Source organism: Kibdelosporangium banguiense (genome assembly GCF_017876405.1).
Classification (GTDB): Bacteria; Actinomycetota; Actinomycetes; order Mycobacteriales; family Pseudonocardiaceae; genus Kibdelosporangium; species Kibdelosporangium banguiense.
In genome coordinates this window covers 5072589-5094157 of sequence record NZ_JAGINW010000001.1, presented here as the reverse complement: position 1 = coordinate 5094157, position 21569 = coordinate 5072589, and the positions used below count along the sequence as shown (strand labels likewise).

Here is a 21569-nt window from a genome sequence, read left to right as displayed (position 1 = left end):
CACTTTGACGACCGCACCAGGCTTTCCCGCCGCGGATCGACCGCGGCGGGCGGACTGGGCGGCTGACTGCGTCAATGTGCCGCGTCGTTCCAGGAACGGCCGAATCCGACAGAGACATCGAGGGGGACATCAAGCTGGTAGGCGCTGCCCATGCCGTCGCGGACGAGCTGCTCGACGGTGTCGCGTTCGGACGCGGTGACCTCGAGGACGAGTTCGTCGTGCACCTGCAGGAGCATCCGGGACTTCAAGCCGGCTTGCGTGAGTTTGTGCTGCACGTTGAGCATCGCGACTTTGATGATGTCGGCGGCGCTGCCCTGGATCGGGGCGTTGAGGGCCATCCGCTCGGCCATCTCGCGGCGCTGCCGGTTGTCGGAGTTCAGATCCGGCAGGTAACGGCGGCGGCCGAAGATGGTCTCGGTGTAGCCCTCGCGGCGTGCTTTGTCCACAACGGACGTGAGATAGTCGCGGACACCGCCGAACCGCTCGAAGTACTCCTCCATCAGCCCGCGGGCCTCTTCGGTGGAGATCCGGAGCTGCTGCGACAGGCCATAAGCCGACAGACCGTAAGCCAGGCCGTAGTTCATCGCCTTGACCTTGGCCCGCTGCGCGCCGGAGACCTCGGTCGGCTCGACGGTGAAGACGTGCGCGGCGGTGGCGGCGTGGAAGTCGAAACCCGAGTTGAACGCCTCGACCAGGCCCTCGTCACCCGAAAGGTGGGCCATGATCCGCATTTCGATCTGCGAGTAGTCGGCCGTCATCAGATCGTCGTACCCGGCGCCGACCACGAAGGCGTCGCGGATGCGGCGGCCCTCGTCCGTCCTGATCGGAATGTTCTGCAGGTTCGGCGCCTCCGACGACAGCCGGCCGGTGGCCGCGATCGTCTGGTTGTAAGTCGTGTGGATGCGGCCGTCGTCGGCCACCGACTTGATCAGGCCGTCCACAGTGGTCTTGAGCTTGCTGGCGTCCCGGTGCTCCAGCAGGTGCTGCAGGAACGGATGCGCGGTGGTCTCGAACAGCGTGGTCAGCGCGTCCGCGTCGGTGGTGTAGCCGGTCTTGGTCTTCTTGGTCTTGGGCATCTGCAGCTCGTCGAACAGCACGACCTGAAGCTGCTTGGGCGAGCCGAGGTTGATCTCCTTGCCGATCACGCCGTACGCGTCCTGCGCCGCCTGCTTCACGCGCGCGGCGAAGTGCGCCTCCAGCGAGGCGAGGTGCTCCATGTCGATGCAGATACCGATGCCCTCCAGCTCGGCGAGCACCTGCTGCAGCGGCAGTTCCATCTCGGCGAGCAGCTTCTCGCCGCCGGTCGCCTCGACCTCGCCGGCCAGCACCTCGGCCAGCTCGGCCACGGCCCGCGCGCGGACGAGCTCGGCAGCGGCGAGCTTCTCGCTCTCGTCGGCCTCGTCGAACATGGACAGCTGCTTCTCGCCCTCGACCTCCTCCACGCGCAGCTCACGCTTCAAGTGCCGCATCACAAGGTCGTCGAGGGAGAAGGACCGCTGACCGGGGCGCACCAGATAGGCGGCCAGCTCGGTGTCCATCACGAGACCGGCCAGCTTCCACCCGCGCTGAGTGAGCCCGTGCAGCGCCAGCTTCACGGCGTGCCCGACCTTCGGCACCGCGGGATCGGCCAGCCAAGCGGTCAGCGCGCGCTCGTCTCCTTCGCTCAACGTCGTGACATCGACGAAGGTTCCGTCCCCGTCGATTCCGGCCACGGCTATTGACAAAAGGTCCACCGCTCCGGGCAGGCCCGTGTGACGGAACGACATGCCGGTCCGACGGCCTGGACCAGCGTGTTCGGCCAGCCACGCGCCGAGGCCGCCCTCGGCCACCGTCGCCGGCGTGATCTCGAAACCGGCTTCGGCCTCGGGTTCCGGAGTGGACAGCGAGTCGAACAGCCGGTCCCGCAGCACACGGAACTCCAGCTCGTCGAACAACCGGTGCACGGCCTCCCGGTCCCACGCCTGAGCCGCGAGGTCGACCGGTTTGGCGGGCAGATCGAGATCCCGCACCAGCTGGGTGAGCTCCCGGTTCATCATCACCGAGGACAGGTTCGCCCGAAGGTTGTCACCCACCTTGCCGCGCACCTCGTCGACCCGGTCGACCAGGCCGGCCAGCGAGCCGTACTCCTGGATCCACTTGGTGATCGTCTTCTCCCCCACACCGGGGACCTTCGGCAGGTTGTCCGAGGGGTCGCCCCGCAGCGCGGCGAAGTCGGGGTACTGGGCCGGCGTCAGGCCGTACTTCGCCTCGACCGCCTCCGGGGTGAACCGGGTCATCTCCGAGACGCCACGCGACGGGTACAGCACCGTCGTGTGCGGGGTGACCAGCTGCAACGCGTCCCGGTCGCCGGTACAGATGAGCACGTCGAAGCCGCCCTCGGCCTCCGCCTGGGTGGCCAGCGTGGCGATGATGTCGTCGGCCTCGTAGTTCTCCTTGGTCAGCATCTGGATCTTCAACGCGCCCAGCACGTCCTCGATGAGACTGACCTGGCCTTTGAACTCGTCCGGCGTGGCGCTCCGGTTGGCCTTGTACTCGGTGTACCGCTCACTGCGGAAGGTCTTGCGGGAGAGGTCGAACGCCACCGCGATGTGCGTCGGCTTCTCGTCGCGCATGAGGTTGATCAGCATCGAGGTGAACCCGAAAACGGCATTGGTGTGCTGCCCTGTGCCGGTCTGGAAGTTCTCCTTCGGCAGGGCGTAGAACGCTCGGTAGGCCATCGAGTGGCCATCTATCAGGAGAAGTCGCTGCTGGTCTGCCACGCGGACTACTCTAGGCCGACCCACCGACAGTTCTGTGCCCGCCTTGCTTAGGCTGGCAAGTGGTTGCGTGCTGAAACTTTCGAAAGGCGTGGCGTTGGCAGAGGACTACAGCGAGGCCGCTGGTCAGCTGGTCGAGCAGCTCAACGACAAGATGGGCATCGAGATCGTCGACTGGAACCCCGACCGGGTCGTGGCGACAATGCCCGTCAAGGGCAATCGCCAGCCGTACGGCCTGATGCACGGCGGGGCGAACGCGGTGCTGGCCGAGGCCGCCGGGTCGACGTGCGCGGCGCTGAAGTCAGGCGGCCGTCCCACGGTCGGCCTGGAACTGTCGTGCACCCACCACCGCGGCGTGAAGGAAGGCCTGGTCACAGCGGTCGCCACGCCTCTGCACATCGGCCGCAGCACGGCCACGGTCGAGATCGTGATCAGCGACGAGGAGGGCAGGCGGACCTGCACGGCGCGGCTGACCTGCATGGTGCTCGACAAGCTGCCGGGCAAGTGAGTGGATCTCGACCTGGCCCAGGTCAGGGCGTTCGTGGTGACCGCCGACCAGCGGCACTTCAGCCGGGCCGCGCAGGCCCTGTTCGTCACCCAGCAGGCGCTGTCCAAACGGATCAGGCGGCTGGAGGAGGTGCTGGCCACACAGCTGTTCGTCCGGTCCAACCGGTCGGTCGAGCTGACCGAGGACGGCCGGAAGTTCCTGCCGCACGCCCGTGAGCTGATCCGGGTCGCCGACGCGGCGGTCGCCGCTCTCGGTGACCAGCCGCTCCGGCTCGACCTGCTGGACTACCGGCTCGCCCCGATGTCCATCCTGCGCAAGCTCGCCGAGCAGGACCCGGAGCTCCGCGTCGACCGCAGCGCCCTGGGCGGCCTGGACAAGGCGATCGGCCCGTTGCTGAAGGGCGAACTGGACGTCGCCTTCGGCTGGGTGCACGGCATCGGCGGGCCTGTCCCCGACGAACTCGACCACCGCGTGATCCGGCTGGAACCCTTGCTGGCCCTGCTGCCGCCGGAGCACGTCCTCGCCGGTCAGGACGCGATCCACATCGACGATCTGAAGGACGAAGGGCTGTGGCTGCCAGGCCGGGAAAGCCCGACCGAGTGGCACCGGTTCACCAGACTGATGGGTGAACGGCTCGGGCTGCGGATGGATCACAGCGGCATCAGCTACGACCTGCGGCACACCCTGGAACAGGCCCGGTACGGCAAGCCTCGTGTGACGCTGGTCGGCGCGGACATGGAACTGCCACGGGATTTGAATCTGCGCGTGCTGCCGTTCGCGCCGTTGCCGCTGTTCCCGTGGTCGATCGTGTGGCGCAAGGGCAAGCTGCGCACAGCCCTCCGCCAGCTGCTTGCCTCGGCAGACAGGACAAGCAGGGCAGAGGGCTGGTGCGACCGCGATCCGGTCACGTCCTGGGTGCCCTAAGGCAACGGCACCACACGGGTGTTCTGGAAGGACTCCTGCAACCACTTTCCGTTTCGTTTGACCAGGACATTCGTGTTGCGGGACAACGAATCCGGGCGGCACTCGGTGCTCGGCGGGACAAGCTGGCAGCTGGTCCGCACGATCACGGCCATGTTCGGGCCGGCGAACCGGATGTGCTGGTCGACGTCCTTGAGCTGGGTGTGGTCGATGTACTTGTCGAAGTAGTACTGCATGCCCTTGGCAATGCCCTCACGGGTGGTCAGGTGGTCACCGTTGAAGGTCACCAGATCCGCGTCCTTGGTGAACGTGGCCGCGAACTTGGCGCCGTCCTCCTCGTACCAGGCATCGTGCTGCTGCTGGAGAATCCGGTCGAACGCGGCGAGATCCCCCTTGCTGTCAACGGTTTGAGCCTGGGGCGAAGCTGCTGATGCCACTACTGTCAGGATGGCCGCCCCCACGGCGGCCGCGATTCGAGTGCGCATGAAATCAAGCTAGGAGCGCGGTCACGCCCGCATCGTCACCCCAGAGTTGTAACCGCGCGTCAACTTCAGAGGTACTTCGTCAGCTTCTCGGCTCTGAAGGGCCGAGCTTGCGGCTCGGGCACCACTGGCTGTGGTGTGGCCGGCCGCGTCCAACAACCGGCTAGGCGGCTGTAGGGGCGGATGACTGCCGCCCCGCGTTCCACGCGGTCTCGGCCTTACGGCCGATGTTGCGGGAAGCGTTGTGGTCGGCGTTCGCGGTGTAGCGGCAGGCTTGGCAGGCGAATACAGCCTGACTGGGCCGGTTGCGCTTGTCGACATGGCCGCACTCGGAGCAGGTGCGGGAGGTCTCGCGCGGGTCCACCAGGGCCAGGGGTACTCCGGCGCGCTGGGCCTTGTAGGCGATGAAGGCCCACGGTGAGACCGACCATGTCCACCTGCTGGTGCACTACCCGCCCCAGGTTGCCCTGTCGCGTCTGGTCAACAGTCTCAAGGGCGTGTCCTCACACCGTCTACGCCGCGAGTTCCCCACCCACGTCCGCCAATACCTATTGGGCGGACCTTCTGGTCCCCGTCCTACTTCGCCGCCTCCTGCGGCGGAGCACCCTTGTCGATCATCAAGGAGTACATCGACCAACAACAACGCACCGACTAGCGGGCGATGCTCCACACCACCATGAGCAAAGAGCACATCTTCCCGGCCCCGAACAACTGGAATCAAGCGACTAGTTTCTTGAACCATCGCGTGAACTCGGCGTCCACACGCTGTGCGTCCGCGTTCTGCGGCGCGGCTTCGACGCCGGGTCCGTCAGCGAGCGCGTGCCCCATGCCCGGAATCATCACGAGTTCGGACTGTGCGATGCCATTGTGCGCCAGCTCAGCGGGTTCACGGACGGCGATGTCGTCCTCCGCGCCTGCCACGATGAGCAACGGCACGTTGATCTCGTCGGCCCGGCGCACGAAGTCGTAGTGCTCCGCGATGGCACGCGACTCGTCGGTCCAGGTGTAGGTGATGTCGAAATGCCTGGCGTTGGCCGCGATCACCGGCGCGAGCTGCGACACCGGGCTGACCACTGCGCCTGCCGCGATCGGCACGTCGGCCCTGGCGATCACCTCGTAGGCGACCATCGATCCCGCCGAGCCGCCCGCGACCCCGATCGGCGCGTCCGAAATAGACAGTTGCCTGCGCAGATCCGCCACCGCGGCCGGGAACTCGGCCACAGCCTGATCGGTCATCGGCCCGAACACATTGAGCACGGCGTCCTGCGCGGCGAGCCCGAAGAACTCCTCGTCGCCGCCGGGCAGAGCGCGGCGGCCGGACATCGGAAGTCCGAAGTAGACACGCCAGGCCGGCACGCCGTTCATGGGCAGCGCTGCGGCCATCGCGACCTCGCTGCGTGGCGGGTCCATCAGGTGCCAGGTGACCACCAGTGGCGCGGGCCCGTCAACACCCGACGGCGGCAGCGCCACGAACGGAACTCCAGTTGCGATACCCGTGACCGTCATGTCCAACTCCTTGCTGTTCGGCTGATATGTACAGCAAACAGCCTGGTAAAGCGTTACGTCCAACAGCCTTGCAGGCCTTGGTGACAACCACCGGTTGTACTTGCTTACCAGCGGTAGATTGTTCCCATGCGTCCCGCCTTAATTGTCGCGGCCATTCTGATGCTGGCCGGTTGCTCGCCCAGCGACCCCGCACCGACGCCCACGACCACGTCCAGCCGGCCGACCTACGAGCTGAGCCCGCGCACGGCCCGGCCGGACGAGACGCCGCTGAAACTTCCCGCCAAGCAGGACGGCGAAACAGAGTTCGTCCTTGTCGGCATCACCCCCAAGCTGCCCAGCCTGACCGGCAGCCACATCGACTTCGACGCCAAAGGCGTCTTCTACCGGATCAGGGTCGCCGCCACGAACACCGGCCGCACCAACGTCGACTTCGACACGCGCAAACAGTTGCTCGTCACGCAGGACGGCGCCACCCACGTCCCCGACGACCCGGCCATGACGGTGAAACGGCAGCCCGACCAGTTCGTGCTCGGTGCCAACGTCCGGCTCGAGTTCGACCTGTACTACGACATCCCGAAAGACGCGCAACCCAAGGCGCTCAAGGTGTTCGGCGGCAAGACGCTGACCGACCAGGACGACGCCACCGGCACCGACATCCCCCTGACGTAGAACGGCAGAACGACAACAGCCCGCCCGGCGTGGCCGGGCGGGCTGTGTGCCGGTACCTGTCAGTGCAGGCCGAGGTCACCGCCGAGGTAGGCGGCCCGGACAGCCGGGTCGTGCAGCAGTTCCTGAGCCGGGGCCGACTTCACGACCATGCCGGTCTCCAGGACGTACGCGCGGTGCGCGATGCTCAGCGCCTGCTGGGCGTTCTGCTCGACCAGCAGCACGGTGGTGCCGCGAGCGTTGATCGTCTGGATGATCTCGAAGATCTGCTGGATCAGCAGCGGGGCCAGGCCCATCGACGGCTCGTCGAGCAGCAGCACGCTCGGGTTGGTCATCAGCGCGCGCCCGATCGTGAGCATCTGCTGCTCACCGCCGGACATCGTGCCGCCGAACTGCGACTTGCGCTCGGCCAGCCGCGGGAACAGCTCGAAGACCTCTTCCAGCTGCTTGGACACGTCGTCCTTGCGGGCGTACGCACCCATCATCAGGTTCTCCAGCACCGTCATGCCGGGAAAGATGCCCCGGCCTTCCGGTGACTGCCCGATGCCCAGGATGACCCGTTTGTGGCCGGGCACCTTGGAGATGTCCTGGCCCTTGAAGCGGATCGCGCCGCTGGTCAACGGCCGCAGCCCGGAGATGGTCTTGAGCGTGGTCGTCTTGCCCGCGCCGTTGGCGCCGATCAGCGTGACGATCTCGCCCTCGTCCACCTCGAGCGAAACACCCTTGAGCGCCGCGATCTTTCCATAGTGGACATTGATGCCCTGCACCTCAAGAAGCATCGGCGCCAGCTCCCAGGTATGCCTCGATGACCTTCGGGTTCTGCTGCACCTCGTGCGGCAGGCCCTCGGCGATGAGCTGGCCGAAGTCCAGCACCGCGATCCGGTCGCTGATGTCCATCACCAGTCCCATGTCGTGCTCGATGAGCAGCACGGTCCGGCCCGAGTCCCTGATCTTGCGGATCAGGTCCTGCAGCGCCTTCTTCTCCGCCGGGTTCATGCCCGCGGCGGGCTCGTCGAGCAGGATCAGCTTGGGATCGGTGGCCAGTGCCCGGGCGATCTCCAGCCTGCGCTGGTCACCGTAGGGCAGGTTCTTGGCCGCCTCGTGCATCCGCTTGGGGATGCCGACGAAGTCCAGCAGCTCCTTGGCCAGTTCCTGGCCCTGCTTGCGCTCCTTGTAGTGCCAAGGCATCCCGAAGATGGCACCGAACGCGCCGGTGCGGTGGTGCGCGTCCGCACCGACCATCACGTTCTCCAGCGCCGACATGTTGTGAAACAGCCGGATGTTCTGGAACGTGCGGGCGATGCCCAGCTTGGTGATCTTGTAGCGCTTGTTGCCGTCGATGCGGGCGCCGGCGAACCGGATCTGTCCCTCGGTCGGCTTGTAGACACCGGTGACCACGTTGAAGACCGTGGTCTTGCCCGCGCCGTTGGGGCCGATCAGGGCGAAGATCTCACCCTTGTTGATGGTCAGGTTCGCCTCTTTGAGGGCGACCACACCACCGAACCGCATGACGACCTTGTCGATCTCGAGCAACGGCTGGCCGTTGAGCACGTCGGTCACTTGGTCACCTCCTCGGAGGCCTGGGAGTCCGGTCCGGAGACTTCCGCGCCGAGTGCGCCCATGCCACCTGTTCCCTCATGCAGTTCAGCACGTCTCTGCCGGGACGGCCACAGGCCTTCCGGCCGGAACGCCATGATGACGACGAGCACGGCACCGAACACGAGCACGCGGTATTCCTTGACCTCACGTGAGATCTCCGGCAGCCACGCGATCACGAACGCGCCGAGCATGACACCGGGCAGGTTGCCGGCGCCACCGAGCACCACCGCGGCGAGGATCGTCGCGGAGAGGATGAACGGGAAGTTCGTCGGTGCGATGAAGATGACCTTGCCGGCCCAGACCGTGCCGGCCACACCACCGATCATCGCGCCCATCGCGAAGGCCAGCAGCTTGAACTTGAACGTCGGCACGCCCATCAGCTCGGCCGCGTCCTCGTCCTCGCGGATCGCCGTCCACGCCCGGCCCACGCGGCTCTTCTCCAGCCGCTTGGACACCACGATCATCAGCACGATCGCGCCGACGATCAGGTAGTAGTACGGCGCCGGGTCCAGGGCGAACTCGGTGCCGAACATCGGCGGCGGGTGCGGGATGCCGAAGATGCCGTTGGCGGCGCCGATCTCCTTGGTGTTGTTGGCCGTGATCCGGACGATCTCACCGAAGCCGAGCGTCACGATCGCGAGGTAGTCACCGCGCAGGCGCAGCGTCGGCGCACCGAGGACGACGCCGGAGACGGCCGTGATCAGCACGCCGACCACCAGCGTGTACCAGAAGTCCCAGCCGTACTTGGTGCCGAAGTAGGCCAGCGAGTAACCGCCGATGGCGAAGAAGGCGACGTACCCGAGGTCCAGCAGGCCGGCCATGCCGACCACGATGTTCAGTCCGACGGCCATCAGGATGTACGTGCCGATCGGGTCGATCAGCACCGTCACCCAGTCCGCACCGGGCGACATGAACGCGCCGATCGCAGGGGCGGGCAGGATCAGCGCGCCGACGATCAGTGCGATGTAGACGATCCAGCGCTGCCAGTGCGGCGCGTCGGCCCACCAGTCCCTGAGTTTGTCGATCTGGTGACCGATGACCTTGAAGGGGTTCGAACTCTGTGTCACTTCTCGCCCCTCACGCTCGTGCCCGTTGCAGGGATTCACCGAGAATGCCTGTCGGCCGGAACATCAGCACCAGGACCAGCACCGCGAACGCGATGACGTCCTTCCACTCCGAACCGAGGAAGATCGCGCCCCAGTTCTCGATGAGACCGAGCGCGATCCCGCCGAGCAGGGCACCGCGCAGGTTGCCGATACCGCCGAGCACAGCTGCGGTGAAGGCCTTGATACCCAGCACAAAACCGATGTTGTACTTGATGATCTCGAATTCCAGCACGTACAGCGCGCCGGCGATACCCGCCATCGCGCCGCCGAGCAGGAACGTGACTCGCACGATGGTGTCGATGTTGACACCCATCAGAGTCGCGGCCTCGGGATCCTGGGCGGTGGCCCGGATACCGCGGCCGATGCGGGTGCGGTTCACCAGCTGGTCCAGCACGATCATCATCGCCACCGCGGCGATGATGACGATCAGGTGGTCGGTGCGGACCTCGGCGTTGCCGATGGTGAACACGACGTCCCGGTCGACCAGGCGTGGCGTGGGCACCTCGTTGGTGCCGGGGATGCCGGTCATCGGCTTGATGACGACCAGCTTGAAGAACTCCTGCAGGAACAGCGACGCGCCGATCGCGGAGATCAGGGCCGCGAGGCGGGTGCCACCTCTTTTGCGCAGCGGCCGGTAGGCCACCTGTTCGAGCAGAACGGCGGAGCCGCCGGATACGGCGGCCGAGAACGCCATCATCAGCAGGAGCACGCCGATCGCGGCCAGGCCGGACAGCGGCGCGGACAGGCCGAGGATGTTGCTCAGCACGAACATCGAGGCGAACGTACCGATCATGAAGATCTCGGAGTGCGCGAAGTTGATCAGTCGCAACACGCCGTAGACCATCGTGTAGCCGAGCGCCACCAACGCGTAGATGGCGCCGACTCGCAGTCCGTCCACGGTATTCGGGCCGAACTGATGGATGAACTCATTCATGGTGTCTCGTGGCCTTATTGGACTAAATCGGGAAGAAGTGGAGACATAAGGCGGGAGCGGGAGTCCACTCGGGACTCCCGCTCCCCAGCGATGAGTGTCGTCCTGGCTTCCGCCGGACTCAGCCCTCGAGCTTGGCCTCGGCCGACGGGCCGAGCAGCTTGATCTTGCCGCCGACCACCTGGTAGACGAAGATCGAGTTGGCCTCGGGCTCGCCGTTGGCCTTGAACTTGATCGGCTTGGAGATGCCCTCGAAGCTGACCGTCTTCAGGAACTCGTTGATCTTCTCACCGGTGGTGTTGCCGGCCTGGACTGCCTTGATGATGGCGGTCGCGGCGTCGTAGCCCTCGGTCGCGTAGATCGCGGGGTCGGCACCGGCGGCGGCCTTGTACTTGGTCGCCCAGTCCTTCAGCGCGCCGGTGGCGGTGTCGAACGGGATCTTGCACGGGCAGCCGATGACGGCGCCTTCGGCCTGGGCGGCACCCGCACCGGTCACCAGCTGGATGTCCAGCGAGCCGTCGCCGGTGGCGAAGGTCGCCTTCACGCCGCCGTCACGCAGCTGCTTGATCAGCCGGGCGCCCTGGGCGTAGTAGCCACCGAAGACGACGACGTCAGGGTTGGCGGCGCGGACCTTGTTGACCGTGGACGAGTAGTCCGAGGCGTCCTTGGCGAACTTGTCCCGGTCGACCGGGATGCTCTTGTCCTTGAAGGTCTTCTCGAACGCGTCCGCGATGCCGACCGAGTACTCCTGGTCGTCGCTCAGGACGTAGGCCTTCTTCGGGCTCTTGGCCGAGATCAGGAAGTTGACGATGCCGGGGCCCTGGTCGTCGTCGTTGGCCACGACGCGGTGCCAGAAGGTCCAGTTGTTCTTGGCCAGGCCCGGGTTGGTCGCCGACGGCGAGACGCTCGGGATCTTGCCCTGCTCGAGGATCGCGCCGACGGCCTTGGACTCACCGGAGAAGGCCGGGCCGATCAGGGCCGAGATCTTGTCCTGGGTCAGGGCCTTCTGGGTCAGCGCGGTGGCCTGCTCGGTCTTGGCCTGGCTGTCGTACTCGACCAGTTCGATCTTGGTCTTGGGGTTCGACTTGTTGTACTCGTCGATCGCCATCTTCGCGCCGTTGCGCGGCGGGATCACGATGGCCGAGTTCTCGCCAGTCAGGTCGCCCATGAACCCGACCTTGATCGAGGCGGGCGCGTCGCCACCGCTGCCACCCGTGGTGCCGCCCGGCGAGTTGCTGCTACCGGCGCAGGCGCTCAGCGTGAGGGAGGCGGTGGCCACCAACGCCAAGGCTCCTACGAGTCGTGTTCTTGACACTACGTTCCTCCAAAGACCAACCGGGTGCCTGAAACAGGCGTAAGCCCCACCTGGGACTTGGCTGGGGAGCAAAGTAGCCGCCGTACCATCTGATGGACAGATGCACCCCTGCTCTGTATCCACATCGTGACGGTAGTCGCCATCACGCGATGACATTTGGCCTAGACAACTACGGATTGACCGCCCAAGCGAACACGGACGGTAACCAGCATCCCATGATGGGACGAATTCACGACAGCGAGTCCACCACGGCCTCAGCGACAGCCTTCATGGTGGTTCGCCGATCCATGGCGGTCCGCTGGATCCACCGGAAAGCCTCCGGCTCGGTCAGGCTCTGCTTGCTCATGAGCAGGCCCTTGGCGCGCTCGACAACCTTGCGCGTCTCAAGCCGGTCGGTAAGCCCCGCCACCTCGTTCTCCAAGGCCTGCATCTCCGAGAACCGGCTGACAGCAAGCTCGATAGCGGGCACAAGGTCATGCTTGGCAAACGGCTTGACCAAGTAGGCCATGGCGCCGGCATCCCGCGCCCGCTCGACAAGCTCCCGCTGCGAGAAGGCGGTCAGGATGACCACCGGAGCAACCCGATCCCCCACGATGGAGGAAGCGGCCTCAATGCCGTCCATCTTCGGCATCTTCACGTCAAGAATGACAAGGTCAGGCTTGAGTTCGGTGGCCAGGCGCACGGCCTCCTCACCGTCCGCGGCCTGCCCCGCGACCTCATACCCTTCCTCGTTGAGCATCTCGACCAGGTCAAGCCGGATGAGCGCCTCATCCTCAGCGACAAGCACTCGCCGCTGCACACGGGCCTCGGTAGCCACCTCGGTCACCGGGGTCCTCCTGTCGCCGTAGTTAGGGACATCAAAAGCCGGAAACAGCAGCGTACCGGCACAACACACCCCCACGCCCCCGCAGCGGAGTTATCCGACACACACCCCCACCCACCTCCAGCCCCACCCAACCCGATCCCGTAGAGTCCCCTCCCACGCCCCCGTAGCCCAATCGGCAGAGGCAGCGGACTCAAAATCCGTCCAGTGTGCGTTCGAGTCGCACCGGGGGCACGTACAGGATGCACACAGGCTTTGACCTGCCGTTTTGCTGCATCCCATTGGGCTTTTCTCCTCCAATTCGCTGGCTGTTTCGGCGACTTCCGGAATGTGGTCCTGTGGCAGCGTCACGGTGAGTGTCGCTTCGCCGGTCTTGTAGTGGACCTGGATGGTCAACTGTGTGAGATCGAACAACCTGTTCAGCTGCTCCTGTGGCGCTCGATGCAGGTTCACTGCGAGCTGCGGCAACGCTTCCAAGAGGTCTACGGCGTCCAGGCTCGGGCGGTCTGGCTGCTGAGCCTCCTGCGAGTCGAGCTCGGCGATGGCTGATAGAGCTGCCTGTCGTTCGGCTTCGAGCTCGTTGTAGCGATTGCGCAAACCCTGTGCGAACGGGTCGCTGGGATCGGCGTTCTCGGCCTGCCGAAGCACGTTGTCCTGTTTCCTCGTCGCGTCTGCGACCTTGCGCTGGAGACGCTCGCGCTGCTCGTCACGTTGGCGACGATCGTCGTCGCCTGCTTGATCCAGCCCGGCGACGAACATCTCGCGCCGGGCATTGCCAAAGACACGATGCGCAAAGAACTCATTCACTGCATCAACAACGAGGTCCTCTCGCATGTAGATGGTGGCCGGATGACCCTCGTACTTGTCCGGCCGTCCACGGTTGTTGTTTTCCGGGTGGCATCGGTAGTAGGTCCGGCCATGCCGCGGGTTACCGATCATCCGACGGCCGCAATCACACAGCACCCGGCGCCGGAACAGGTAGGTGCGTTTCGCACGAGGATCTTTCTTGATGCTTGCGCCATCGCGAGAGCCTTGGCGTTCGCTGCTCTGCGCGTTGATCTCATCGAACATCCACTTGGGAATCAGCGGCTCGTGCGCCGGCTCCGGCGACCACACCCACATCTCCGGCGGGTTGGGCTTGTTGCGTCCGCCTCGACTCCGCCGTGCTCGGCGGTTGTAGACCTGGTAACCGGTGTACTTCGGGTTCTTCAGGATCTCGGCCACACTGGACTTGGACCACGCGCCCCGGGTCCGCAGGCCACCCGGCGGTTCCGGAGGCGGATGCTTCTCCAGATTGAGATTCAGCCGCTCTGCGATCGTGTCGGCGCCGAGCCTCTCGTAGTAGCGCCACTTCGCCATCAGAGTGACCGTTTCACCCTTCAGCCCGTCTGGTTCCAGGCGGGACTTGGTCAGCCCTTTCTCGGCTTTGACCGGGTTCGGGTGCCGGAACTTCTTGGCCTTGTAGCCGTGCGGCGGTTTGCCGATGTTGTAGCCCTCGCGGACGTGGGTGCAGGTGCCGCCCCACGACTGCTCCAGCATGTTGAGGACTTCGTACTCGGCCACCGACTGGTTGATCCGCCGCTGGAGGATCTGCTGGGCGCGGCCTCCGGTGAGCAGGATCGGCTCGTTGGAGGCGAACACGGGGATCTCAGCGCGTTCGAGTTCCCGCTCCGCTGAAAGGGTTTCGAACATCTTGCGGGCCAGACGCGACATCGACTCGCAGATGACCACATCGAACCGGCGGTCCGGCCGCTTGGCCTCCTGCAGTAGATCAGCGATGTCGCCATCGCGCGCGATCGGGATGTCGAAGCGTTCGTAGTTCGCCCCTCGGCCACGCTTGTCGAGTTCCATGCGACCGGACTCGACGTCGTAGAAGTGGCAGACGACCACCCAGGACTCGGGCAAGGCGGACTTGGATCGCCCCAACTGACGCAGGAGCGATTGACGGGGATCCTGATGTTCCTCGGTGGAGGTCCTACCAACCCACGCCACGCGAACTTCCTTGGCATGCAACGCCAGCGGCAAGCCAAACGGCGACACCGCCAGATCGCTCAACCCAGCCCGACCCACGTGAGATTCGGCTGCAGGCATCGGTGGATCCGGCTTACGAATAGTCATGCAGCTCGCTCCTCATGATCGTCCGAGAGCTCGGAACCGGACAGGTCCTCGCGGGCCCACAAGAGAAGCTCCCGAACAACGGCAGAGAGTTCGCGACGCAGCCACTCCCCTCGGCTCCGCCGACCCCGCGGACTTCGACGGCGAGCTTCCACCTCTCGGTCCGGTAATCATTTGGGTTCCGAGCGGCCAGAGGGAACGGAATCACCGTCCCCCTGGTCGAGTCCGTGTCGTCCACCGAAGGCTGGCATGACTTGTTGGGGTGCTCAGCAGTCATGGGGCGACCCCGTCGTAAAAGGCTCGTCGAGCGGAAGTCTCCGCAGGGGTTTGCGCCGCCTGGGACAAACCCCTGCGGAGCAGATTTCAGCCCAGGTCAAGAGTGGCTGCAACGGTCAAGATTCCGCGAAGTGTTACTGAACTATCGGTCGGTTTCCGTAGGTCGGCACGTTCACGTAGCCGCGGTTTCGAGGTGCCGGGCCGACTGTGAACTGATGGATGATCTTCAAGCGGGACAACGATTCCGGCCAGCAGGTCGCTGAGCGCGTTGATCGTCTCGGGATGCAGTGTGACCTGGTAGCGAGCCTGGTGTGTCCGCTTGTCGAAGTGGATCTCCAAGCGGCTCAACTCGAAGACTTGCCGCAAAACTGTTCGCCGCCACCCTCACCGCCCTGCTGGTACCGCTGACCGAAGGACAGTCACTAGGATGGCCGTGGTGGACATGGCTGCTGCTCGCACTCGCGGTGGTCCTCGGCGTCGCCACCGTCGTGGTGGAGAAGCGAGCCGAGCAGCGCGGGGAGATCCCGCTGCTGCCACCGTCGCTGCTGCGGTTGCCATCGATGTCCCGCGGACTGGCAATGGTGTTCGCGTTCAGCATCGGCTTCGGCGCCTTCATGTTCGTCTTCGCCCTCACCGTCCAAAACGGACTGCACGAGGACGCCCTGCACGGCGGCCTGGCCATCCTGCCGATGGCCTTGCTGTTCTTCGCCGGTTCCCTGGCCGCCCCAGGGCTGATCAGCCGATTCGGACGGGCCGCACTGACCGCCGGCGCAGTCGTCCAACTCCTAGGACTCACATCGCCGGTGATCGTGCTCGTCACGGCATGGCCGCACGTCAGCCTCTGGACCACTACTGTGCCGCTCGCGGTGGTAGGTGCCGGACAGTCGATCCTGTTCACCGGACTGTTCCACAGCGTGCTGGCCGACGTCCCCGCCCACCTGGGCGGCGTCGGCAGTGGAGTACTGATCACCTTGCAGCAGAGCGGCCTCGCGCTCGGCGTGGCCACCCTCGGCATCCTCTACCTCACGCTGGAACCACGCGACATCCCGCACGCGTTCGCCAACGTCGAATACGTCCAGATGGGCATCGTCGCACTCCTCGCCATCGGCGCAGCCACGCTCGCTGGTCCGCTGAGGCCTCAGCATGAGAACGTCAGGTGACTTCGGCGTCCTATGGCTTCACCTTGACGGTCATGGTCGCGTTGCTGACCATGACCGGGTCGTCCGCGTCCGCGGCCTGATGCCGATAACCGACGCTGATGTCGGGTAGGGTCGGATTGGTCGATCGGGGAGGTGTGATGGCAGAGGTGGCCCGGCCGGTGCGTTCACGTCTGCGTGGTCCCGCACGGCGCGCGAAGATTGTCCAGGCCGGGCTGGAGGTGCTCGCTGCCACCGGCTATCACGCGACGGCGATGAGCGCGATCGCCTCGGCCGCCGGGGTCACCAGATCCGTTCTGTACGACCATTTCCCGAACAAGCGGGTGCTGTTGCTGGCGGTGTTGCAGGAGCAGAATGCCGCGCTGATCGAGCACGTCGGCGCCCGTATCACCGGTACCGGCACGCCTGAAGAACGCATGCGCGCCACGATTGACGCCTACTTCAGCTTCGCCGAAAGCCAGCCCGCGGCCCGCAAGTTGCTGTTCGACCGGACCGACGAGGATGACGCGGAGATCCAAGCGGTCCGGTGGGGCATCAGGGAATCACGAACCCGTGCGGTGACCGCGTTGCTGGCGCGGGATCTACGACGCGTCAGCCTCGATCCCGAGTCGCCCGCGGCGGTGGCCATGGTCGAACTGCTCATCACTGGCCTCGACGGGATGGCCCAATGGTGGGCGCGGCACCGCGACGTGCCCAGAGAAGAGCTCGTCAACGCGGCCATGCGGCTGTTGTGGGACGGGCTCGGCCCGCGTTCCTGACCACCCCTTTCGATTCCGCCGCCCGGCCGGAGGCTTGACTCCGGCCGGGCGGACGCATCATGCTGCTCGCACACCATAACCGACAGCAGTGTCGGTTAGTGTCCCTGTCGAGGAGTCTCCAATGGCGGATGACGTCCACTCGTCGAACACGTCCGAACAACCAGGCATCGACCGCAGGCGGTTCTTGGGTACCTTGGCGGCCGGGGCGGCAGTCGCGGGCGCGGCAGGCTTCGGCATCACCCCAGCGGCTCAAGCCGTTCCCGGCGCCCGATCCGCCGGTCGCCGGGTCGCGGTCTTCGGCGGCGGAATGGGCGGGCTGACCGTCGCGCACGAACTGGCCGAGCGCGGGTACCAAGTGACCGTCTACGAACGCAAGGCCTGGGGCGGCAAGTGTCGTAGCATGCCGTCGCCCGGTACCGGAACCGGAGGCAGGCTGGATCTGCCGGGTGAGCACGGGTTCCGGTTCTTTCCCGGCTTCTACCAGAACCTTCCGGACTCGATGAGCCGGATCCCGTTGCCCGGCGGCGGCACCGCACGCGACAACCTCGTGTCCGGCAGGGAGGAGGTCGCGTTCTACAAGGGCATCACGTTGAAGCTCCCGGCGGAGGGCAGCATCGGAGGCACGCTCAGCCCACAGTCACTGCTGGCCTTCCTGCAGACCGCGCTCCAACTCGGTGCCTTGGTCCCGGCCCACGAAGTCGCGTACTTCCTGCAAAAGATCATCGTCTTCGTCACCAGCGGCCCCAAACGCAGGCTCGGGCAGTGGGAGAAGATGAGCTTCGCGGACTTCGTGCGCTCGTCGCGGATGTCCCAGACCTACCGGGACGTGCTGGTGGACATGTTCACCAGCACGCTGGTCGCGGCCAAACCGGACAAGGCCAACACGCGGACCATGGGCCTGATGGCCGAAGCGTGGGCGTACAGCACGCTCGGCCTCGGCGGATACAGCCCGCCCGACCGGTTGCTCAACGCGCCGACCAACGAGGCGCTGATCGACCCATGGCTTGAGCATCTGCGCAGCCTCGGCGTCACCTTCCACCTCGGCGCCACCCTCACCGATCTGCAGGTCAGCAACCGCGCGATCAGCGGTGCGCGCGTCACCACCGCCACTGGGACGTCCACGGTAGACGCCGATCACTACGTGCTCGCCGTCCCGGTCGAGCGTGCAGTTCCCCTGCTCAACGCCGACATCCTCGCCGCCGACCCCAGTCTGGCCAGCCTCCGGAAACTCACCACGGACTGGATGAACGGCGTCATGCTGTACCTCAAACGGCCGCTCAACCTCAGCGACGGTCACGTCACTTATCCGGGTCAGCCCTGGGCGCTCACCTCGATCAGCCAAGGGCAGTTCTGGCGCAAGAAGTTCGCCGACACCTACGGCGACGGCACCGTCCAGGACTGCCTCTCGCTGGACCTGTCCGCCTGGGACAAACCCGGAGTCCTGTACGGCAAGCCGGCCAAACAGTGCACGCCCGCCGAGATCATCGACGAGATCAAGGAACAACTGCGCCGGTCCATCCCGTTCGGCCCCGCGGTACTGCCCGACTCGCTCATCCACTCCCACTTCATCGACCCGGCGATCACCGGCACCGGCACACCGGGCGCCGCCAACGACGAACCCCTGCTGATCAACACCCCCGGTTCCTGGAACTACCGGCCCGAGGCCAGGACCGCCATTCCCAACCTGTACCTGGCCTCCGACTACGTGCGCGCCGACATCAACCTGGCCACGATGGAGGCCGCGAACGAAGCCGGCCGCAAGGCGGCCAACGCCATCATCGACAACTCCGGCGGATCCGAACCCCACGCGAAACTGTTCACCCTCTACCAGCCACGCGAGTTCGCGCTCATCCACGCCGACGACGACCTGCGTTACTCCCTGCGCCTGCCCAACGCCTACGACATCATCGACCCCTTCTGGCCCTGAGGTCCACACCAAGGAGACAGCGTGCGCATTGCCATCGTGGGCAGTGGTTTCAGCGGCATCGGCCTGGCGATCCGGTTGAAGCAAGCCGGTTTCACCGACCTGACGGTCTTCGAGAAGGCCAGTGACCTCGGTGGCGTGTGGCGGGACAACACCTATCCCGGAGCGGCCTGCGACGCCCCGTCACACCTGTACTCGTACTCGTTCGAACCCAATCCCGGCTGGTCGCGCCGGTTCGCCGAACAGCCGGAAATCCTCGCCTACCTTCGGCATTGCGCTGCGAAGTACGACATTTCCGGCCATATCCGGTTCGGCGTCGAAATCACCCGCGCGGTGTTCGACGCCGGCCGGTGGATCCTGCACACCAAGGACGGCGCTGTCCACACTGCCGATGTGCTGGTGGCCGCGTGCGGGCAGCTCAGCCGGCCCGCGCGACCGGATGTCCCAGGGCTGGACGATGTGTTCGCGGGCACGGTTTTTCACTCCGCGGACTGGGACCATGGCCACGATCTGCGCGAGCGGGATGTGGCGGTGATCGGCAACGGCGCCAGCGCCATCCAGTTCATTCCGCACGTCGCCGCCCAGGCTCGGCGATTGACCGTGTTTCAACGTCAACCCCACTGGATCAGTCCCAAACCCGACCGCCGCTACCCCGCCTTGCGCAAGGCCCTCAACCGATGGCTGCCGTGGGCGCAGAAAGTGCCGCGGCTGGGGATTTTCTTGTGGTTCGAGCTCGTCCTCAACCCGATGCTCATCTCACCGCGAGGACGGCGGGTGCTGGCCTGGCCGATCCGGGCGTTGTGCCGGTTGAACCTCCGCCGGATCCACGACAAACGCCTGCGGGCCGCTCTCGTTCCCCAGTACGAGGTCGGCTGTAAACGCATCCTCACCTCCAACGACTACTACCAAGCGCTCAACCGGCCCAACACCAACCTGATCACCAGTCCCATCAACGAGATCAGCGCCGATGCAGTGGTCACTGTGGACGGACGCAGGCACCCGGCCGACACCATCATCCTGGCCACCGGATTCCGCTCGCACGACTTCGTCGCACCCATGCGAGTCACCGGTCTGAACGGGCAGGACCTCACCACCGTGTGGCAGCACCGCCCCAGCGCCTACCTCGGCATGACCGTGCCCGGATTCCCCAACTTCTTCCTCATGTACGGCCCCAACACCAACGTCGGCTCCGGCTCCATCGTCCACATGCTCGAAAGCCAGATGACCTACATCGTCGCCGCGGCAACGCTCCTCGCTCGCGGCGGACACTTGAACCCACGCACCGACGTCCTCCAGGACTTCGACACCGCCACCCAGCACCGTCTGGCCACCACGGTCTGGAACGCCGGCGGCTGCGACAGCTGGTATCTGACAAGCGATCTGGTCAACACCAACAACTGGCCCGGCTCGATGACCGGCTACCGGCGCCGGACCCGCCGAGTCGATCCCACCGACTACCACCTCGTCACACCGGTGCCCGCTGATCTTCGGACGGAAGCCCTCGATGCGTGAAACACCCCCGCTGCGGTTCCGCCAGACCGAACCACTCAACCGCCTGCTGGGCAGGCCATTGCGGCTGTTGACCCGGCAGGACACCCCGGACGCCGCACTGCTGGACACGATCGGCCGGCAACTGATGGCACGGGACGAAACCGGAGCGGCACTGGCCCGCGCGATGCGCACCGCTTCCCCAGGTCATCCGGACAGGGTGACGATGAAACAGTTCAGCCGGGCGATCGCTGGCGGAATCGACCGGGTACCCGACGCACCACAGCCGCTACGCGACTTCTTCACGGTCGTCGACACCGTTCCGGACTGGGTGGATTTCGACCTGGTCAACGAAGGCGGCCAGGCGTTCCGGCGGTTCGGCCGCAACGCCGCCGACGTCCTGCTCCAACTGGCACTGATCGGCTCCTACCGTTTCGGCGGCGCGCCTGATCTGCTGGTGGAAACCGGTGGTTTGACCGGTGCCGCAGCCCAGCGCAGGCTCGCCGAAACCCAGCATTGGGCCGTGGCCATCGCCGGCCCGGACGCGATGCGGCGCCACGGCGTGGGATTCAAGCTCACCGTGCACGTCCGCCTCATGCACGCGCTGATCAACCACCGGTTCGAAACCAGTGGGCGATGGAACATCGACCAGTGGGGACTACCGATCAACCAGGCCGACCAAGCCGCGACGCTCGGCCTGTTCAACGCCGTCTCCCTGCTGGGCGTCCGGCTGCTCGGCGTCCGCGTGACACCGGCCGAGTCGCGCGCGGTGATGCACCTCTGGCGTTACGTCGGCTGGCTCATGGGCGTGGACGAGGACTGGCTCTGTGACAGCGAACGCCGCCAGCACCGGCTCAACTACCACCTGCTGCTCACCCAAAGCTACGGTACCCCCGCCGGACCGCCACTGGCCAAAGCGATCGTCGACGCCCAGCGCACCCTCCACTTCGGACGACTCGCTGGTCTACGCGGAGAGTACGCCCGGGCGCGCTTGCTCAGCATGCTCAGCTTCTTCCTGGGCCGCAAAGGCATGCGTGACCTACACCTGCCGTTCACCCTCCCCTGGGCCATACCGCCCCTCTTCGCGGTCAACATCTTGCGATACCACATCCTCGGCCGGACCACCGCAGGCCGCCACTACCTCCAACGCCACGGCGACCGATCCATCCGCAAACTCCTGCACCAGTACTTCGGCGAAGACGTACCCGACATCGGCGACCTGCGTGTGTGATCACCAA

The 21569-nt window shown here is 65.7% G+C and carries 18 protein-coding genes, 1 tRNA gene and 2 pseudogenes; 10 read left to right on the top strand and 11 right to left on the bottom strand.

Annotated features, from left to right (window positions below; genetic code table 11):
* Window positions 1-71: 71 nt before the first annotated feature.
* Window positions 72-2759, bottom strand: coding sequence for a DNA polymerase I (polA, locus tag JOF56_RS24165; protein ID WP_307855237.1), 2688 nt, complete (start codon window positions 2757-2759; stop codon window positions 72-74).
* Window positions 2760-2847: 88 nt separating this feature from the next.
* On the opposite strand from polA, the gene JOF56_RS24160 reads away from it, so the two are divergent.
* Together JOF56_RS24160 and JOF56_RS24155 are read left to right on the top strand one after the other, a co-directional pair.
* On the top strand, window positions 2848-3264 hold the full coding sequence (locus tag JOF56_RS24160) for a PaaI family thioesterase (RefSeq protein ID WP_307855799.1): 417 nt from the start codon (window positions 2848-2850) through the stop codon (window positions 3262-3264).
* Window positions 3265-4188 (top strand): LysR family transcriptional regulator, encoded by a 924-nt coding sequence (locus JOF56_RS24155; RefSeq protein ID WP_209641809.1) that lies wholly within the window; start codon window positions 3265-3267, stop codon window positions 4186-4188. It begins immediately after the preceding gene.
* Here the strand turns inward: JOF56_RS24155 and JOF56_RS24150 are convergent.
* Together JOF56_RS24150 and JOF56_RS24145 are read right to left on the bottom strand one after the other, a co-directional pair.
* The gene (locus JOF56_RS24150; protein ID WP_209641808.1) at window positions 4185-4670 is read right to left on the bottom strand and encodes an SgcJ/EcaC family oxidoreductase; all 486 of its coding nucleotides are present in this window, start codon (window positions 4668-4670) and stop codon (window positions 4185-4187) included. The two genes, JOF56_RS24155 and JOF56_RS24150, sit on opposite strands and share 4 nt — an antisense overlap.
* Before the next feature lie 160 nt (window positions 4671-4830).
* Window positions 4831-5073 (bottom strand): zinc ribbon domain-containing protein, encoded by a 243-nt coding sequence (locus JOF56_RS24145; RefSeq protein WP_209648447.1) that lies wholly within the window; start codon window positions 5071-5073, stop codon window positions 4831-4833.
* A 10-nt stretch (window positions 5074-5083) separates the two neighbouring features.
* Between JOF56_RS24145 and tnpA the strand changes: the two are divergent.
* Window positions 5084-5322: pseudogene (tnpA, locus tag JOF56_RS24140) on the top strand (IS200/IS605 family transposase); the annotation flags it as partial.
* Window positions 5323-5384: 62 nt separating this feature from the next.
* On the opposite strand, the gene JOF56_RS24135 reads toward tnpA, so the two are convergent.
* Entirely contained in the window at window positions 5385-6173 is a 789-nt protein-coding gene (locus JOF56_RS24135) for an alpha/beta hydrolase family protein (RefSeq protein WP_209641806.1), read from the bottom strand.
* Window positions 6174-6299: 126 nt separating this feature from the next.
* On the opposite strand from JOF56_RS24135, the gene JOF56_RS24130 reads away from it, so the two are divergent.
* On the top strand, window positions 6300-6842 hold the full coding sequence (locus tag JOF56_RS24130; RefSeq protein WP_209641805.1) for a DUF4352 domain-containing protein: 543 nt from the start codon (window positions 6300-6302) through the stop codon (window positions 6840-6842).
* Window positions 6843-6901: 59 nt separating this feature from the next.
* On the opposite strand, the gene JOF56_RS24125 is transcribed toward JOF56_RS24130, so the two are convergent.
* From JOF56_RS24125 to JOF56_RS24100, 6 genes are all read right to left on the bottom strand, one after another.
* The gene (locus tag JOF56_RS24125) at window positions 6902-7618 is read right to left on the bottom strand and encodes an ABC transporter ATP-binding protein (RefSeq protein ID WP_209641804.1); all 717 of its coding nucleotides are present in this window, start codon (window positions 7616-7618) and stop codon (window positions 6902-6904) included.
* The gene (locus JOF56_RS24120) at window positions 7608-8348 is read right to left on the bottom strand and encodes an ABC transporter ATP-binding protein (protein ID WP_209648446.1); all 741 of its coding nucleotides are present in this window, start codon (window positions 8346-8348) and stop codon (window positions 7608-7610) included. Before JOF56_RS24120 ends, JOF56_RS24125 begins: the two co-directional genes overlap by 11 nt.
* Window positions 8349-8395: 47 nt before the next feature.
* A complete protein-coding gene (locus JOF56_RS24115) occupies window positions 8396-9505 on the bottom strand; it encodes a branched-chain amino acid ABC transporter permease (RefSeq protein ID WP_209641803.1) in 1110 nt (369 codons plus the stop codon).
* 10 nt (window positions 9506-9515) lie between these two features.
* A complete protein-coding gene (locus JOF56_RS24110; RefSeq protein WP_209641802.1) occupies window positions 9516-10478 on the bottom strand; it encodes a branched-chain amino acid ABC transporter permease in 963 nt (320 codons plus the stop codon).
* Window positions 10479-10596: 118 nt separating this feature from the next.
* Entirely contained in the window at window positions 10597-11790 is a 1194-nt protein-coding gene (locus JOF56_RS24105) for a branched-chain amino acid ABC transporter substrate-binding protein (protein ID WP_307855235.1), read from the bottom strand.
* Window positions 11791-12019: 229 nt separating this feature from the next.
* Window positions 12020-12616, bottom strand: a complete 597-nt coding sequence (locus tag JOF56_RS24100) for an ANTAR domain-containing response regulator (protein WP_209641800.1) — start codon at window positions 12614-12616, stop codon at window positions 12020-12022.
* A 157-nt stretch (window positions 12617-12773) separates the two neighbouring features.
* On the opposite strand from JOF56_RS24100, the gene JOF56_RS24095 reads away from it, so the two are divergent.
* Window positions 12774-12847, top strand: a tRNA-Leu gene (locus JOF56_RS24095).
* A gap of 861 nt (window positions 12848-13708) precedes the next feature.
* Here JOF56_RS24095 and JOF56_RS60755 read toward each other — a convergent pair.
* A pseudogene (locus tag JOF56_RS60755) lies at window positions 13709-14326 on the bottom strand (recombinase family protein); the annotation flags it as partial.
* Window positions 14327-15315: 989 nt separating this feature from the next.
* On the opposite strand from JOF56_RS60755, the gene JOF56_RS24080 reads away from it, so the two are divergent.
* From JOF56_RS24080 to JOF56_RS24060, 5 genes are all read left to right on the top strand, one after another.
* Window positions 15316-16164 carry an MFS transporter gene (locus JOF56_RS24080; protein WP_209641799.1) on the top strand — a complete coding sequence of 283 codons (849 nt, stop codon included), beginning with the start codon at window positions 15316-15318 and terminating at the stop codon, window positions 16162-16164.
* Window positions 16165-16301: 137 nt separating this feature from the next.
* A complete protein-coding gene (locus JOF56_RS24075) occupies window positions 16302-16919 on the top strand; it encodes a TetR/AcrR family transcriptional regulator (RefSeq protein WP_209641798.1) in 618 nt (205 codons plus the stop codon).
* Between the two features lie 121 nt (window positions 16920-17040).
* Window positions 17041-18846, top strand: a complete 1806-nt coding sequence (locus JOF56_RS24070) for a hydroxysqualene dehydroxylase (RefSeq protein ID WP_209641797.1) — start codon at window positions 17041-17043, stop codon at window positions 18844-18846.
* A gap of 21 nt (window positions 18847-18867) precedes the next feature.
* Window positions 18868-20355, top strand: a complete 1488-nt coding sequence (locus JOF56_RS24065; RefSeq protein WP_307855234.1) for a flavin-containing monooxygenase — start codon at window positions 18868-18870, stop codon at window positions 20353-20355.
* The gene (locus JOF56_RS24060) at window positions 20348-21562 is read left to right on the top strand and encodes an oxygenase MpaB family protein (RefSeq protein WP_209641796.1); all 1215 of its coding nucleotides are present in this window, start codon (window positions 20348-20350) and stop codon (window positions 21560-21562) included. The genes JOF56_RS24065 and JOF56_RS24060 overlap by 8 nt, the downstream gene beginning before the upstream one ends.
* Window positions 21563-21569: the final 7 nt, after the last annotated feature.

What these genes read in the sequence shown, in the direction of transcription:
- JOF56_RS24135 (WP_209641806.1), bottom strand. Translation starts at nt 6,173, where the DNA reads ATGACGGTCACGGGTATCGCAACTGGAGTTCCGTTCGTGGCGCTGCCG.
- JOF56_RS24150 (WP_209641808.1), bottom strand. Translation starts at nt 4,670, where the DNA reads ATGCGCACTCGAATCGCGGCCGCCGTGGGGGCGGCCATCCTGACAGTA.
- JOF56_RS24130 (WP_209641805.1), top strand. Translation starts at nt 6,300, where the DNA reads ATGCGTCCCGCCTTAATTGTCGCGGCCATTCTGATGCTGGCCGGTTGC.
- JOF56_RS24070 (WP_209641797.1), top strand. Translation starts at nt 17,041, where the DNA reads ATGGCGGATGACGTCCACTCGTCGAACACGTCCGAACAACCAGGCATC.
- JOF56_RS24110 (WP_209641802.1), bottom strand. Translation starts at nt 10,478, where the DNA reads ATGAATGAGTTCATCCATCAGTTCGGCCCGAATACCGTGGACGGACTG.
- JOF56_RS24075 (WP_209641798.1), top strand. Translation starts at nt 16,302, where the DNA reads ATGGCAGAGGTGGCCCGGCCGGTGCGTTCACGTCTGCGTGGTCCCGCA.
- JOF56_RS24125 (WP_209641804.1), bottom strand. Translation starts at nt 7,618, where the DNA reads ATGCTTCTTGAGGTGCAGGGCATCAATGTCCACTATGGAAAGATCGCG.
- JOF56_RS24120 (WP_209648446.1), bottom strand. Translation starts at nt 8,348, where the DNA reads ATGCGGTTCGGTGGTGTGGTCGCCCTCAAAGAGGCGAACCTGACCATC.
- JOF56_RS24060 (WP_209641796.1), top strand. Translation starts at nt 20,348, where the DNA reads ATGCGTGAAACACCCCCGCTGCGGTTCCGCCAGACCGAACCACTCAAC.